The organism is Pontibacter burrus (genome assembly GCF_010686685.1).
Lineage (GTDB): Bacteria > Bacteroidota > Bacteroidia > Cytophagales > Hymenobacteraceae > Pontibacter > Pontibacter burrus.
The window spans coordinates 55,581-70,909 of sequence record NZ_JAAGWD010000004.1 but is presented as its reverse complement, the minus strand read 5'-3'; the positions used below and the strand labels follow the sequence as shown (position 1 = coordinate 70,909).

Below are 15,329 nucleotides of genomic sequence, written 5' to 3'. Positions count from 1 at the left end.
GCTTAAATCTCGTCGAAGAAAGAACCGCCTTGCTTCACTGTTGCCCCGTTGGCAGCATAGGATGCGTTACGTGATGGTTCAGTTAGTGGCGGCTGAATTTCCGGCTTGTCCGGCTGAACTGGCTTAATTTCCGGCACAGGCTTCTCGATATCTGGCGCCGGCACACGACCCGGATAATCTGGTTTTACTGGCTCAATTTCTGGCGATGGCACGTTTGGCACAGGCGTAACCGGGTTCGGAATTTCCGGGTGCGGCTGCGTTACATCTGGCGCCGGGTCGCCAAGCGGGTTGTATTCTTTGTCATTATTCTGCACCGCTATCGGAGCATTGGCTGTAGTCGATACCGGTATCTGCTGTTGTATAGTTTCTGTTGTAATATCCATGTCTTTCAAGGTTTTCAGCAGCTCTGTGTTATCAATATTCACATTGGCCGCTCTTGAAAGCATACTGTTTACACCACCCTTTGGTTTAGCTTTTGTGCGCTCAACTTTATCCAGGGCATCATTTGCAAGGTTTTTCAGGTCACGCACAAGGGTGTCCAGGTAGCCTTCCATGCGCTGGTATTCCTGCTCCAGGGCCTTAACTTCTTCCTGCATCTCCACCACCATTTTTTCGGTCTGGCGTGCCGCATCTTCCAGGGCTTGGCGCGCCTGGTTGCGGGCTTTATTCAGCAATTCATTGGCTTGCAGTTCCGCCTCACGGGCACGTAGTTCAGCTGCTTTGGTAGCCTGCTCTAAAATATTGTTACCAGTATCTTCGGCAGTTTTAAGCGTTTTGTATAGCGATGATTCCACCTCGCGCAGCTTCTGGGTTTCGCGGTTAGCGGCATCCAACTTCAGGCGCAGGTCCTTGTTTTCATCCAGCATCTTCTCCCACTGCTGCGACAGCGTCAGCAAAAACGCATTTACTTCATCCTTATCCAGTCCTCTGAAAGCCTTCTCAAACGTTTTCTGCCTGATATCTAAAGGTGTAATCTTCATAATGCATCAAAATTTATATCCCAAACCGAAATGGTACGGTCATCGCTACACGAAACTAACTGATTCTTGTGAGCCGACCAAAATAATTTATTCACCGATGTGCCGTGGCTGGCATTGCGCACTTTATCAATCACCTTCAGCAACTTAAAGGTTTCCGCATCCCATACTTTAATGCTTTTGTCCATGCTGCAGGTGGCAAAATAGCGGCCATCGGGGCTGTAGGTGATGTTGTTAATGGTATACATGTGTGCAATCACATAACCACGCTCTTTATAGTTGTTCGTTGCTTCCCAAACCCGAAGGTGTGCATCACGACCACCCGTTAACAACAGTTCGCCATCCGGGGAATAAACTATAGTAAATACTGAGTTCGTGTGGTTCTGCATCTCAAATTTCAGATCCATAGTTACGGCATCAAAAATGCGTACTGTATGGTCGCTGTAGCCGGCTGCCAGTTCGTTAGTTTTATAGTTGTAAGCCAGGCTGCGCACACTTTTCTCCGATTTCCGGACTATAGTTTCCAGCTCAAATGTATCGGCGGCAACTATAGCAATGCCTCCGTTTTTCAGGCCAACATATATTTTGTTAAGTTCCGCTACATATTCAATATCAAAAATGGGTACCTTCGGTAGCGGCACCGACTTAACTATGGTTTTCTGCTTTACATCAATCACGTGCAGGCCTTCGTTGTTCTGGCCAACAAGCAACAGGTCGCGGTCCGGGATGTACTTGATGGCATACACAGAGCTTTCGGTACGGGCGATCAGTTCGCCGTTCTCCGGGTCATTGAAATCCCAGCGCACGATCATGCCATCGCCGGCAGCAGAATAAAAATGGGTTTCGCTACCCGATCTTTCCAAACTATAAACACAATCGCGATGACCGGTTAGGGTGGCTATTTTTTGTACTTGTACCTTGCTCGCCATCAGTGAAATCAGCGTAAGTTAATTTTTACCTAAATTTACGATTTACCCGGCAGCCCTACAAAAAGCGGGGTTGTTAAGTTATTTTATAGTTAGTCAAACAACTACTTTTGAAAAGTCTCCCCTTGAGGACAAGCAAGAACGAGGGTTCGAAGTTTGCGAGCGCAGCTCAAAGAGGGGTGTTGAACTTAGTAAAGGACTTTTGAAACTGGCTTTACACCCCTATAGTCCCCTCAAGGGGACAGTTTACTTAGCGACACTACTTATGCCCCTACTTTTCACTCGCCAGCTAAACGAACATACTATACTTGGAACGTGGTCAATTACAGAACGCGCAGATGAGCTTTTGCTTGCCCTGCCTGCTGGCATTTCGCCGGAGTTGATGCTGGAACAGGCTCATCCTCGGAGGCAAATAGAATGGCTAGCCAGTCGTGTGCTGACCTATAGTTTGCTGCAACAGTTTACCTCAGAAACACCTGTACTTCAGCGCAATGAACATGGCCGCCCGGTGTTTGAGCAAGCTCCATTTCATGTTTCCATCAGCCACTCGCCGGGGCTGGCAGCGGTTATCCTTTCAGATAAATATGAAGTTGGCATAGATGTTGAATTACTGAGCCCAAAGGCGTTACGTGTGGCGAACAAGTTTTTGAGCGAAGATGAGAAGAACTATACTTGCGGAGAAGAGGCTAAAACCTGTTTGTATTGGAGCGCCAAAGAAACATTGTACAAAATGTACAGTAAAAGAAAACTGATATTTAAAGACAACCTGCTGCTGCAACCTCACCCGGAGTCAGAAAATTTGCTTTTAGGACGTGTAGAGACGGATAATTTCTCTAAATTGTATCAGATACAACACGAACTTATACAAGACCATATCCTTACTTATTGCATCGATTATTCTACTAACAAACTATAACATGAAATTATTAGCAACCTTAGCCTTTGCCATGCTCTTAACAATAAGTGCATTTGCGCAGGGCAGCAGCTACCAACTGGGCGATAAGGTCGCAGACTTTACGCTGAAAGGAGTAGGCAACACCGAGGTATCGCTCAGTGATTTTGCCAACAGCAAAACTGTGGTGCTGGTTTTTACCAACAACACCTGCCCGTATGCTAAACTATACGAGAACCGCCTGGTAACCTTATCGAGCGCGTATGCCAGCAAAGGCGTACAGTTTATATTTATTAACCCCGGCGTAGGTATGGGAGAAGGTAGCGAAACCCTGGAAGAAATGGCCGCCAAGAACTATAGATTCCCGTACCTGGCTGATGATGGACAAAAACTAAGCGCCCGTTTTGGTGCCACAAAAACCCCGGAAGCCTTTGTACTAAACAATACCGGCGATAGCTTTATCTTAAAATACAAAGGCGCTATAGACGATAACCCGCAGGTAGACAGCGGCGTGAAAAACCCCTATCTGAAAAACGTGATCGATGAAGTGCTAGCCAATCGCGCCGTAACTGTAGCTGATAAACGTGCTACCGGTTGTTTGATCAGGAAATACTAAACTATAGTTTGAAGTACAAAAACAGAAGCCGCTCTTATAGTTTAGGAGCGGCTTCTGTTTTATAGTTTATAGCTTCTCAATGCCCTCGCTCGCGTCCCGCGAGTGTGTGTTACAAGCGGACTCTGGCCGCGTTGAACTATAACTTATAGTTTAACACCCATATTTTGTGATGTGCGCTATCCTTCTTTTCTACAGGTTACCATGTAGAACCTGAGTGGTGGCTTTCCAGGCATATGCTTCGTAGGCTCTTCAATCTCTTTAAAGTCAACCAATGTATAGTTACCGAATTCCTGTTTCACCACAGCCTCATCATAAAAGTACATCTGCACACCTTCAAAAATTTCGAACCGGTTTCTGCTTAGTTGCCGGCCTGTGCCATAGTTCGGAGATTTTGTTGAAACAGCCACAAACACCATATACCCGCCCGGACTTAACTGGCTGTAGCAGTCGCTAACCAGTTTCCTTCTTTCATCCTGGTTCAGCAGGTGGATGAGCGCGTAACAGAAAATACCATCATACAGCACATCATCAAAAGGCATATCCGTTACTGAACCGTGGTAAACTTTCAGGTCAGCTCCGTAATGCTGCCTGGCCAGGTCAATGGCTGTCTGGGAAATTTCGATGCCGGTCACAACCATCCCGCTCTCACGGAACAGCTGTGCATTTCTGCCATAACCAAACCCCGGAACCAGTATGTTTTTGAGTTGCTTCTCTTTGAAGAGCTCATTTGCAACTATAGCTGATTCCGATGGCTCGAAACCCCACATGGTCTGCTTCTCAATAAAGCTTTCTTCCCAGAATTCAGCCATGTTTTATTCAAATAATTAGACTTGCAGTATTGCCGAACCCCAATCTATAGCTGTCAGGAAACACTGTAAGATGCACTTTACTATTCTTCATGCTTCTGAATAACCCATTTACCTTTCACACCTTCTCTGTAGGCATAAAATCCTTCCGGCATATCAGCTAATTCGAGAACAGAGTTATCCAGCTTTATTATTTCACCGAGCCCAACTATTTTAGCAACGCTTTCGAAATCTTCAAATTCATCATCGCTGAAAAATTGCCACGCACCATCCTCTGCATCATGCGATACATAAGTGATTGGTTTTTTATCTTCGATTACAAATTTAGTTGTGAAAACCGCTGTATTCAGAGGTTCCTTGAATTCCTTTGCTGTTTGAGCCAGGGATTTACCGAATCCGAACAAAGCCATAACTATGGTTAAGAAGATTATTTTCATTTTGTTGACTATAACTACTGTATCGCCGGATCATCATCCGTAATAGCAGTGAGCAGTTTGGTAACTTCGGTAGCTTTTTCCAGGTCTTTCATTTTTTCGAAGGAGAAGGCCAGGTTTCGAAGCGCGCGTTTTACGATCTCCAGGTTCGAAGTTGGTTCGTAGAAAATATCAACCGGGTTCAGGTTGAGCTGCAGGATATAGTTGTCGATATCGGCTTTGGAAAGGATAAGCCCTTTGTTGTAGACGTTAATATAAAACTGCACCCCATCCATTTTATAAGTAAGGATAAACAGGTTGGGCAGGTTCACGCCATAAACCGGAAAACCCAGTCGTTGCGCCACAACCATGTAGATAACACAAAGCGTTAGCGGGTTGCCACGTTTGGTTTCCAGGGCCAGGTGCAGCATGGAGTTGGCCGGCGAATGGAAGTTTTTGGTATTAGCTGAGAACTTCTTCTCCCGGAAAAGCACATTGTTCAGCGATTTCACCTGGTCGTAAGGGTGCATTTCATCCTTCATGTGCGTCCAGGCATCAAAATACAGCTGATCCATTGTCTTGGAAATAGCCGCGAAATCCACGTCAGGGTACATGTAAGAGTTAACCAGCCACATACCTTTCAGCAGATCGGTAGCGCCTTCCTCTTTCCACTCCTGCAGGCGGTGCAGCAGCGCATTAAACTGCATATCATGAATCAGGTCTTCGATTTTTTTCTGAAGATCTGTATTCAGTGTTTCCCCCCACTCTTCTTCCAGCAACGGAATTGCGTCTTCCCCTAAGGAGATTATCTTCTGCTCCACATGGTGCGCTACCTCATAATCCGAATCATCCAACAGCGAGATAAGCGCCTTTATTTCCTTCTTCGTCACAAATGCTATTAATTAGAAATGCAAAATTAGAAACTAGAAATGTTTGTAGCGATCTACTAAAATCAATTTCTAATTTCTAATTCATAATTTTTAATTTCCTCAAATCACGTCTGTATCACACCCACGTTGTATGGTTTCTCTATCGGGGCGTGGTTTGCCGCTTCTATGCCCATGGATATTACTTTGCGGGTCTCCAGCGGATCGATGATGCCATCTACCCATAAACGAGCCGCCGCGTAATAAGGTGACAGTTCTTCGTTATACTTTGCGGTAATGCGCTCCAGCAGCTCCTGCTCGGCTTCAGGGGTAATTTCTTCGCCTTTGGCTTTTAGCGCCGATACCTGAATCTGAAGTAGAGTTTTGGCTGCAGCTGCCCCGCTCATAACGGCTAACTGGGCTGTTGGCCACGAGTAAATCAGGCGTGGGTCGTAGGCTTTGCCGCACATGGCATAGTTACCGGCACCGTAGCTGTTACCAACTATAATCGTGAATTTAGGCACTACCGAGTTGGCCATGGCATTTACCATTTTAGCGCCATCTTTTATAATGCCACCGTGTTCGGCCTTGCTACCAACCATAAACCCGGATACGTCCTGCAGAAACACCAGCGGAATTTTCTTTTGGTTGCAGTTCATGATAAAGCGGGCTGCCTTGTCGGCAGAGTCGGAGTAGATTACGCCGCCCATCTGCATTTCGCCTTTTTTGCTTTTCACGATCTTGCGCTGGTTGGCAACTATACCCACAGCCCAGCCATCAATTCGGCCCAGGCCGCAGATCAGCGACTGGCCATAAAGTTCTTTGTAAGGCTCAAATTCCGAGTTATCTACCAAACGGTGAATGATGTCCATCATGTCGTAAGGCTTCGCGCGGTCGGCTGGCAGAATGCCGTAGATTTCCTGCTCATCCAGTTTAGGAGCAGCTGGTTCTACTCTACTGAAGCCGGCTTTCGGGTTCTCACCCAGTTTATCGAAAATAGTGCGGATGTGGTCCAGCGCTTCTTTATCGTCTTTGCACTTATAGTCTGTAACCCCGGAAATTTCGCAATGCGTGGTAGCTCCGCCCAGCGTTTCGTTATCTATAGTTTCGCCGATGGCAGATTTCACTAAGTATGATCCACCTAAAAACACCGAACCTGTACCCTCCACTATAAGAGCTTCGTCGCTCATGATCGGCAGGTAAGCGCCACCGGCCACGCAGCTTCCCATAATAGCAGCAATCTGCACAATCCCCATCGAACTCATTACTGCGTTGTTGCGGAACATGCGGCCAAAGTGCTCTTTATCCGGGAAGATCTCGTTCTGCATTGGCAGGAAAACGCCGGCGCTATCTACCAGGTAAACTATAGGCAGCTTATTTTCAATGGAGATTTCCTGTGCGCGCAGGTTTTTCTTGGCAGTTATCGGAAACCACGCACCGGCTTTTACAGTGGCATCGTTAGCAACAATCACGCACTGGCGACCTTTAATGTAGCCAATTCCTGTCACCACGCCACCGCTCGGGCAACCACCAACTTCAGGGTACATACCTTCGCCTGCAAAGGCGCCTACTTCCAGAAATTCCGAGCCTTCATCAATCAGGTAATCAATGCGCTCACGGGCAGTTAACTTACCTTTTTCGTGCTCTTTGGCAATGCGTTTTTCGCCGCCGCCCAGGTATACTTTCTTTAACTTCGATTTAAGCTGAAATACAAGTTGCTTTAAGGAGTCTTCGTTTTTGTTGAATTCGATATCCATTGAGGGTAGGTTTGTATTGGGGCACTTATAAAGAAAAATCCGCCCAGAAAGCGGATTTCACAAATATACAATTTTATAGTCTTATTTAGATTTTGTTGTATCCGGTTTAAGCGGAACTTTCAACGTATCAGGCACAGGCCTTCTGAACTCGTCTGGATTTTCGTCTTGCATATCTTTTACTTCTTCCAGGGTTATTACACGTCCGGTAGCGTCTACTTTATATCTATCCTTTCGGCCAATCAGAGAAAACTGCACGTAGCGTTTCGGGTAGGCTTGTATGTCACGCAACAGCATGTTCAGGGCTTCGGTAGAGCGCGCCATATTCTCGTACAGGGCATTGTCGTTCATCAGCTTGCCCATTGAGCCCTCATTTGAGTTGAGCTTGGCAACTGTTTGCTGCATTTCCACAACAGCCTTATTGGCATTATCAATTAGTTTATTAACCTCAGCCCGTTTTAAGGTATCAGTAATTTCGGCCATGTTTACAGCCATGCGGTCTATGTGGCGCTGCGTCTGGCGCAACGATGCAATAAGGGCATTGGTATTGGCTGTAATTTCACTGATATCACGCTGGTTAGCTCGCAGCATCTGGTTCAGTGCTTCGGTAGTAGCCTGTGTATTGGCCAGTATCAGCTGTATATTTTGCTTGGCTTCGGAGTCGAGCAGGCGGTTTACACGGGCCAGCGTGGTATCCACCCTATCAATAACCGGAACAGCTTTACTGGAAAGCATATCGGCTATGCTCTTTTCGCTGTACGGGATCAGGCGTTCGCCCCCGTTATACATTTTACTGCTGTTGCCCAGGTATAACACAATAGCCTTGCTCCCTAGCAGGTCGGAACTGGCAAGTGCCGCAATAGTAGAATCGCCGACCTGCAGGTCATCCATTACTTTCAGCTCTACAAGTATGTGGTTCTTCTCCTTGGTAAGCAGATTCAGCTTCTGCACCGTACCCACCTGCACACCATTCAGCATAACAGGGTTAGATGCCGTTAAACCATCTACATTATTATAGAGCACATAATAGGTTCTGGAATCGGAAAATATGTCTGAACCTTTCAGGAACATAAATCCGAAGTATAAAATGACCAGCGCCACTATACCAAGCAGCGCTACTTTTATTTCTTTTTTCAGTTTCACGAAGGGGTGTTAGGTACTTGTTAGTTCATGGCCTCGAGCTCTTTCTTATAATCTCTGAAAGCCCGATATATACCTGAAGCCATATACGATTGCCCCGTTTTATCGTTAAGAAATTTTTCTTCGTTCACATTGGTCAGAAAACCACACTCTATCAGCACACTTGGCATATACGACTTCCAGAGCACCAGAAAACCAGCTTGCTTCACGCCACGGCTTGTACGCCCTGCACGTGTTTTAAACTCGTTTTCAACTTTCTGGGCAAAGCGCAGGCTGTTCTCCATGTATGCGCTCTGGTGTAAAGTAAATAAGATATGGCTTTGCGGAGAGTTAGGATCAAAGCCGCCATAGTTCTCTTTATAATTATCTTCGTGCAGAATTACGGAGTTTTCGCGCTTGGCAACATCCAGGTTACCTTTGGATGTGTGCAACCCCATAGTATAAGTTTCGGTACCGAAAGCTGTAGGCGGTCCTGCGTTCAGGTGGATGGATATAAACAGGTCGGCGTTGTTCTTATTGGCTATACCGGCACGGTCTATCAGTTCTACAAATTTATCTTCCTTGCGGGTATAAACAACCTTTACATCCGGCAGGTTTTTTTCAATCAATTCACCTACCTGCAAAGCAAGTTGAAGGGCTACATCAGCCTCGTGCGAGAATTTACCGTTACAACCAATATCCTTGCCACCATGACCAGCATCTATAACGACTGTACGCACCCTGTAGTCTTTGCGTAATTCGAGCCTGTTTGAAGAGCACAGGAGGAAAATAAGGGCTAAAACTGAAATGATAACAATATTTCTCACAACGCTCGTTAGTTAAAAGCTAAAACAATAACTTTGTACAAATTAAATAAAACTTTAGGGAAGTCTGAAGAAGTTGCGACACATTTTGATTTTTTTGCTGCTGGTACAGCTAGCCGTACTTTCTCCCCTCAAGGCGGCCGCTCAGCTTACCCGTGCACCACAGTCTCGGGCCGCTGCTACACCACAGGATACCGTCACCACTGATTCGCTCCGGTTAACCCCGCAAGGCGACATCGAGACGACAATCAAATACTCTGCCAGAGACTCCATCCAACTGGAAGCAGACTCGAAGGTAGTGCACCTGTATGGCGATGCCAAGATCAACTATGGCACCATGAAACTGGATGCCGCTTATATCCGCATCGATTACGAAACAAATACTCTCACGGCCACTTCCCTCCCCGACTCTTCAGGCAAAGACATTGGCGTACCGCTTTTTGCCGATGGCGCCGAGTCCTACTCAGCAAAACGTATCGTTTACAACTTCAAGACCAAACGTGGTCGCATTGCAGAAGTAGTAACGCAGCAAGGTGAAGGATTTATACATTCCGAGATCGTAAAAAAGAACGAACACAACGAAATTTTCGGGTTTCATAATAAATACACTACCTGTAACCTAGCGCACCCACACTTCTATATCAGTGCCGGCAAAATAAAAGCCATCCCTAAAGACAAAGTAATGTCGGGGCCATTTAACCTGGTAATTGGTGATATTCCAACGCCGCTGGGTTTCCTGTTCGGGCTTTTCCCAACGCCTAAAAACAATCGCTCATCCGGGGTAATTGTGCCAAGCTTTGGCGAGAGTTCTGCGCGCGGATTTTACCTGATGAATGGTGGTTACTACCTGGCCCTAAACGACTACATCGGCACGACTTTAACCGGTGATATTTACTCACTAGGGGGTTATAACCTGCGTATGAGCAACGATTACCGCAAACGTTACTCGTACCAGGGAAACCTGTCGGTAGACTATACTTATTTTAAGAACGATGAAGCTGATGTAGAGCAGTCCCGGGCTACGAATGATCTGAGAGCTCAGCTTCCACCAACAATGCGCTCATGGGGTGTTCGATGGAACCACAACCCGGTACAGAAACCAGGCAAAGGCCGATTTACAGCTAACGTAAACATTCAGAGCGATCCGCTTCACAACAGGATTTCAGGAAACAGCACCGTTTCCGACCGTCTTGCTGCGTCGTTTAACTCCAGTATCACATACCAGAAAAACATTCAGAACTCACCGTTCAATTACACAGTTAAGTTAAGACAGTCTCAGCAGGCAAACGGTACCATGAACTTTGTGTTGCCGGATATCAGTTTTGGCATGACACAGGTGAGTTTGTATGAGATGTTGACAAACAACGTCCCAACTGGTAACTGGTACGAAAATTTTACGCTTGGCTATAGTTTAACAGCAGCTAACGAAATGTCGAACATTATACCGGGAAGCAGATCACTGTTTAACGGTTTACCTGTGGTAGGTGCCAACACCGAAAACGATACGATCAGCTTCGGAGACGTAAGAAGGCTTTGGGAAAACGGCCGCCGTTCTGCTACCCACAACTTTCAGATCGGACTGGGCAACTATAAAGTTCTGAAATTTTTCAACCTGTCGCCTTCAGTATCTTATTCAGAGCGGTGGCTGGACCGCAAGTTCTCTTTCGCATACAACCCTGACCTGAATGCATTGGAAGTAGATACAGCCAAATTTGGTCGTGTTTATGAATACAGCGCCGGAGCATCGCTCAGCACAACAATTTATGGAACGGTGCAAGTACGTGGTAAACGTGTAGAAGCCATTCGCCATTTAATAAGGCCATCCATTTCCTATAGTTATCGCCCAGATTTCGGAGATCCATTCTATGGCTTCTATCAGACACTGTATGTAGGCGATGATGTGAACGGACGACCGATTTACAGGCCGTTCAGCCGTTTCGAATCCGGAGCACCAGGTACAGGGTTAACAAGTGCCCTGAGTTTTGGGCTGAGCAATAACCTGGAAATGAAGGTTAAGGCCAAAGGTGACACTACAGGCAAGCAGTTCGAAAAAGTGAGCCTGATCGACAACTTCAGTATAAACGGTAGCTATAACTTTGCCGCCGAAGCCTTTAAGCTGAGCAACATCTCCATGAGCCTGAACACACGCATTCTTAAAGTAATAAACCTGAATGCCAATGCGCTGTTCAATCCTTACCAAACAGACTCGGCTGGTGCCTTTGTAGACCGCTATTTGCTTAGCGGACCTGGCTTTAAACCTGCACGCTTAATAAATGCAGGACTTAACCTTACGGCAAGCCTGAACCCGCAATCAAGACAAAATAATACAACCTCTCAGAGCACTGTACCGGAATTAGGCCAGAACCCGAATGTATTTGAGCCAGACTACATCGATTTTAAAATTCCGTGGTCATTGAACATCGGCTATACCCTGAACTTTAACCGGGGAACCGGAGCACAGCCTAACTCAATAAATAATAAAGCCGACCTGAATGGTGATGTGAGCATTACAGATAAATGGAAAATTGGCTACAGCGCTTACTATGACCTGGTAGCTCAGCAAATATCCAGTGCACAGCTCAACATACACCGCGACCTGCATTGCTGGGACATGAGCATCAGCTGGATACCATTTGGATACAGCCGGGGCTACAACATTACCATTAACGCCCGATCTGCCCTGCTCCGCGACCTGCGCCTGACCAAAAGATCATCTGCAACAGGTATAAATTACAGATAACCCAAAACAGCCGCCCCCGGGTGGCTGTTATAGTTTAAGATAGTTTTATAGCTTTACACTTCATTTAACACTGCAAACTATGTCTGTTCATAAAAACGATATCAAGAAAATAACTACGCACCAGCTGCAGAACATGAAAGAACGTGGCGAGAAGATCTCGATGCTGACTGCCTATGACTTCTCGATGGCTACTATTCTGGACGCTGCCGGGGTGGATGTGCTGCTGGTTGGAGACTCGGCATCTAACGTAATGGCCGGTCACGAAACCACTTTACCCATTACGCTGGACCAGATGATCTACCATGCGCAGTCGGTAGTGCGTGGTGTTAAGCGCGCGTTTGTAGTTGTTGACCTTCCGTTTGGTTCTTACCAGGGCAATTCATCTGAAGCACTGCGTTCTACCATTCGCATTATGAAGGAATCCGGAGCGCATGGGGTAAAAATTGAGGGCGGTGCTGAGATAAAAGATTCTGTTACCCGCATTTTAAGTGCCGGCGTACCTGTGATGGGCCACCTTGGCTTAACGCCACAGTCTATCTATAAATTTGGTACCTACACCGTGCGGGCCAAAGAAGAAGCCGAGGCACAAAAGCTGATTGAGGACGCGTTGCTGCTGCAGGAACTCGGATGCTTTGCTATAGTACTGGAGAAAATTCCATCGTCGCTGGCAAAGCGTGTAGCTGAAAGCCTGCAGATCCCAATCATTGGCATTGGCGCCGGCCCGCATGTAGATGGCCAGGTACTGGTTGTGCATGATATGCTGGGCATCAACAAAGAGTTTAAGCCACGTTTCCTGCGTCACTACGCCGACCTGCATACCATTATGACTGATGCTGTGCAGAACTATGTAAAAGACGTAAAGAACCGCGAGTTCCCGAACGAGAAAGAAGCATATTAAATTTAATTATGAATTAAGAATTACGAATTATGAATGAGTAGTTCGTAGTTCTTGATTTCTATAGTTGCTTCAGCATGTTTGACTTTTGATCCCCTTCAATCAACATCCCCATAGTACTGCATTCATAATTCATAATTTCTAATTCATAATTAACCAAGCTTGGCTTTAGATGTTCTGTTTGAGGATAACCATGTGCTGGTCGTAAATAAACCGGCAGGCTTGCTGGTGCACGGCGACGAAACCGGCGATGTTACCCTTGCTGACCTGGCGAAGGACTATATCAAACAGAAATACAACAAACCTGGCAATGTATTTATTGGTGTTGTGCACCGCCTGGACAGGCCAGTAAGTGGTGTCGTGCTGCTGGCCAAAACATCGAAGGCGCTTGCAAGGCTGAATGAACTGTTCAGGAGCAAGAAAACGCGGAAAATCTACTGGGCTATAGTTTTAAACAAACCACAACAAGAGAGCGGCACGCTGGTACACTGGTTGGTTAAAGATGCGTCTAAAAATGTAACCAAAGCCTTTGCCAAAGAGAACAAAGCTGGTGCCCGATCGGAGCTAAACTATAGATTACTCGCATCTCAGCAAGGCAAGTATCTACTGGAAGTAAACCCGATTACCGGCAGACCGCACCAGATACGTGTGCAGTTGGCGAGCATGCGCTGCCCTATAGTTGGTGACCTGAAATACGGCGCTCCTCAACCCCTGCCCGATAAAAGTATTGCCTTACACGCCCGCGAACTTCATTTTGAGCACCCAACACTAAAAACAACTATAACTGTAAGCGCCTCACTTCCCGCAACCCCGGTCTGGAAACCGTTTATTTAATGAATAATGACTAACTAGTGATGAGTATAAGTTAATGATGTCCGGAAGAAAAAAGCGGATTAATTATTCATTCATCATTACTCATTATACATTATACAAAAACCTGATTTTCGTCACCTTTCTGAACTTTTATAGTTCCAGTGCTATTTTCATTCAAAACCTATTGTAATTTTGCAGTTAACTGGCACTGTATTAATGTATAGTTCCAGTCTGATCAAACTAAATACCCAATATAATCACATTAATGGCCATCCTGATTTTCTTTTTAGTACACTGGTACTTATCACTTTTTGTACAGACATTCTTTCTGCATCGCTATGCAGCGCATAAAATGTTTACCATGAACCCTTTCTGGGAAAAGGCATTTTACCTGCTTACCTATATTGCGCAGGGTTCTTCGTTTTTGTCGCCGCGCGCTTATGCTATTCTGCACCGCATGCACCACGCTTTTTCTGATACAGAACGTGATCCGCATTCGCCGCACTTCTCTAACAATGCCTTTGCGATGATGTGGAAGACCAAAAATATTTACAACGATGTATTGAATAACCGTGTCGAGCCAGAGCGTCGTTTTGATGGAAATTACCCGGTATGGAACCTGATCGAGAAAATAGGCGATTCATACTACTCCAGAATTGGCTGGGGCGTGCTGTATGTATTGTTCTACATTCAGTTTGCAGAATACTGGTGGATGTACCTGCTGCTGCCAATCCATTTCCTGATGGGTCCTGTACATGGTGCTATCGTAAACTGGAGCGGTCATAAGTATGGTTATCAGAACTTCGATAACAACGATAAGTCAAGAAACTCCCTTTTCTTCGATTTCCTAACAGGTGGTGAATTGTTCCAGAATAACCACCACAAGCTACCAAACCGTGTTAACTTCGGTGTTAAGTGGTGGGAAGTAGACCCAACCTGGCCGGTTATCTGGACGCTGAATAAACTAAGCATTATAAAACTAAAGCCTGTTAAGGTGAAAGTAAAAGCCAACGCATAACAAAAAGCCCTTCGGAAACGGAGGGCTTTTCTGTTTTACCTCACCCCACCCCTCTACTAAAACAGGAGAGGGGACATTGTCTTTAGTTTTATAGTTAGCGTTGGTCATCCCCCTACCCCCTTCGAAGGGGGACTTTGCTGCTACTGCTATAGTTTCAACTATTGTTCTATAGTTACAGACTACGAGCAGGCAGGCGCAGCGTGACCCTTGAAATTATTACCACGGAAAGGCGATGCAATTATAACCTATTAATAAACTAAAGTTGTAGCTATCGAATGACCTCAGTCTTTGGGTTGAGCGCCTTTGACTTGTTGCGGTGCCGCAGGCAATCCGAGCGCAGCGAGGGTAGCAAGAAGGCAGCAGCGCGATACCCGAAGACGGGGCCTCGCGGCCGTGAGCGCACCAAAGCTGGATTGAAACGATAGGCTAGTAGAGCTCCCAGGATCAGCAGTAACTATAGAAGAGACTGCTTGTGTCCAGTAACAACTATAGTTTACTATAGAACGATAGCTGTTTAGTAACTATAATCTCGTTACACTCGACATGACAATACAGCCCTATAACCCAAAATCAACTATAACACTGCAACTTAACAGCATAAAACGATAAGATTGCTGTATAAACTATAGTTTGAAATTAACTAAACTATCCTTACCTTTGCCGATCTAAA

General features: G+C 45.9%; 14 protein-coding genes. 6 read left to right on the top strand and 8 right to left on the bottom strand.

Features of this window, described 5'->3' with window-relative positions; all coding sequences use genetic code 11:
* Positions 1–2 precede the first annotated feature (2 nt).
* Together GXP69_RS09905 and GXP69_RS09900 are read right to left on the bottom strand one after the other, a co-directional pair.
* Positions 3–980: a DivIVA domain-containing protein gene (locus GXP69_RS09905; protein ID WP_163914899.1), complete on the bottom strand. Its 978-nt coding sequence runs from the start codon at positions 978–980 to the stop codon at positions 3–5.
* Entirely contained in the window at positions 977–1,906 is a 930-nt protein-coding gene (locus GXP69_RS09900) for a WD40 repeat domain-containing protein (protein WP_163914897.1), read from the bottom strand. Before GXP69_RS09900 ends, GXP69_RS09905 begins: the two co-directional genes overlap by 4 nt.
* A gap of 262 nt (positions 1,907–2,168) precedes the next feature.
* Between GXP69_RS09900 and GXP69_RS09895 the strand changes: the two genes are divergently transcribed.
* Positions 2,169–2,819: a 4'-phosphopantetheinyl transferase family protein gene (locus GXP69_RS09895; protein WP_163914895.1), complete on the top strand. Its 651-nt coding sequence runs from the start codon at positions 2,169–2,171 to the stop codon at positions 2,817–2,819.
* A gap of 1 nt (position 2,820) precedes the next feature.
* The gene (locus GXP69_RS09890) at positions 2,821–3,411 is read left to right on the top strand and encodes a thioredoxin family protein (protein ID WP_163914893.1); all 591 of its coding nucleotides are present in this window, start codon (positions 2,821–2,823) and stop codon (positions 3,409–3,411) included.
* Between the two features lie 176 nt (positions 3,412–3,587).
* Here GXP69_RS09890 and GXP69_RS09885 read toward each other — a convergent pair whose 3' ends face one another.
* The 6 genes from GXP69_RS09885 to GXP69_RS09860 all read right to left on the bottom strand — a co-directional run bounded on the left by GXP69_RS09885 (position 3,588) and on the right by GXP69_RS09860 (position 9,196).
* Complete coding sequence (locus GXP69_RS09885; protein WP_163914891.1) at positions 3,588–4,220, bottom strand: class I SAM-dependent methyltransferase; 633 nt, start codon at positions 4,218–4,220, stop codon at positions 3,588–3,590.
* An 80-nt stretch (positions 4,221–4,300) separates the two neighbouring features.
* Positions 4,301–4,627 (bottom strand): immunity protein Imm33 domain-containing protein, encoded by a 327-nt coding sequence (locus GXP69_RS09880; RefSeq protein ID WP_204281983.1) that lies wholly within the window; start codon positions 4,625–4,627, stop codon positions 4,301–4,303.
* 41 nt (positions 4,628–4,668) lie between these two features.
* Positions 4,669–5,520: a transglutaminase-like domain-containing protein gene (locus GXP69_RS09875; protein ID WP_163914887.1), complete on the bottom strand. Its 852-nt coding sequence runs from the start codon at positions 5,518–5,520 to the stop codon at positions 4,669–4,671.
* A gap of 104 nt (positions 5,521–5,624) precedes the next feature.
* On the bottom strand, positions 5,625–7,253 hold the full coding sequence (locus GXP69_RS09870) for an acyl-CoA carboxylase subunit beta (RefSeq protein ID WP_163914885.1): 1,629 nt from the start codon (positions 7,251–7,253) through the stop codon (positions 5,625–5,627).
* A gap of 81 nt (positions 7,254–7,334) precedes the next feature.
* Positions 7,335–8,393: an MlaD family protein gene (locus GXP69_RS09865; protein ID WP_163914883.1), complete on the bottom strand. Its 1,059-nt coding sequence runs from the start codon at positions 8,391–8,393 to the stop codon at positions 7,335–7,337.
* Between the two features lie 20 nt (positions 8,394–8,413).
* Positions 8,414–9,196, bottom strand: coding sequence for an N-acetylmuramoyl-L-alanine amidase family protein (locus GXP69_RS09860; RefSeq protein WP_163914881.1), 783 nt, complete (start codon positions 9,194–9,196; stop codon positions 8,414–8,416).
* 85 nt (positions 9,197–9,281) lie between these two features.
* On the opposite strand from GXP69_RS09860, the gene GXP69_RS09855 reads away from it, so the two are divergent.
* The 4 genes from GXP69_RS09855 (at position 9,282) to GXP69_RS09840 (ending at position 14,659) form a co-directional block, all read left to right on the top strand.
* Positions 9,282–11,933: a putative LPS assembly protein LptD gene (locus tag GXP69_RS09855; protein ID WP_163914879.1), complete on the top strand. Its 2,652-nt coding sequence runs from the start codon at positions 9,282–9,284 to the stop codon at positions 11,931–11,933.
* Positions 11,934–12,012: 79 nt separating this feature from the next.
* Positions 12,013–12,831 (top strand): 3-methyl-2-oxobutanoate hydroxymethyltransferase, encoded by an 819-nt coding sequence (gene panB, locus GXP69_RS09850; RefSeq protein ID WP_163914877.1) that lies wholly within the window; start codon positions 12,013–12,015, stop codon positions 12,829–12,831.
* A 159-nt stretch (positions 12,832–12,990) separates the two neighbouring features.
* On the top strand, positions 12,991–13,662 hold the full coding sequence (locus GXP69_RS09845; RefSeq protein WP_163914875.1) for an RluA family pseudouridine synthase: 672 nt from the start codon (positions 12,991–12,993) through the stop codon (positions 13,660–13,662).
* 244 nt (positions 13,663–13,906) lie between these two features.
* Positions 13,907–14,659 carry an acyl-CoA desaturase gene (locus GXP69_RS09840; protein WP_163914873.1) on the top strand — a complete coding sequence of 251 codons (753 nt, stop codon included), beginning with the start codon at positions 13,907–13,909 and terminating at the stop codon, positions 14,657–14,659.
* The last annotated feature ends 670 nt before the right edge of the window (positions 14,660–15,329 follow it).

Excerpts from the sequence above, each read along its gene's own strand:
- GXP69_RS09880 (WP_204281983.1), bottom strand. The coding sequence starts at position 4,627 with ATGGCTTTGTTCGGATTCGGTAAATCCCTGGCTCAAACAGCAAAGGAA.
- GXP69_RS09900 (WP_163914897.1), bottom strand. The coding sequence starts at position 1,906 with ATGGCGAGCAAGGTACAAGTACAAAAAATAGCCACCCTAACCGGTCAT.
- GXP69_RS09840 (WP_163914873.1), top strand. The coding sequence starts at position 13,907 with ATGGCCATCCTGATTTTCTTTTTAGTACACTGGTACTTATCACTTTTT.
- GXP69_RS09890 (WP_163914893.1), top strand. The coding sequence starts at position 2,821 with ATGAAATTATTAGCAACCTTAGCCTTTGCCATGCTCTTAACAATAAGT.
- GXP69_RS09905 (WP_163914899.1), bottom strand. The coding sequence starts at position 980 with ATGAAGATTACACCTTTAGATATCAGGCAGAAAACGTTTGAGAAGGCT.
- panB (WP_163914877.1), top strand. The coding sequence starts at position 12,013 with ATGTCTGTTCATAAAAACGATATCAAGAAAATAACTACGCACCAGCTG.
- GXP69_RS09870 (WP_163914885.1), bottom strand. The coding sequence starts at position 7,253 with ATGGATATCGAATTCAACAAAAACGAAGACTCCTTAAAGCAACTTGTA.
- GXP69_RS09895 (WP_163914895.1), top strand. The coding sequence starts at position 2,169 with ATGCCCCTACTTTTCACTCGCCAGCTAAACGAACATACTATACTTGGA.
- GXP69_RS09885 (WP_163914891.1), bottom strand. The coding sequence starts at position 4,220 with ATGGCTGAATTCTGGGAAGAAAGCTTTATTGAGAAGCAGACCATGTGG.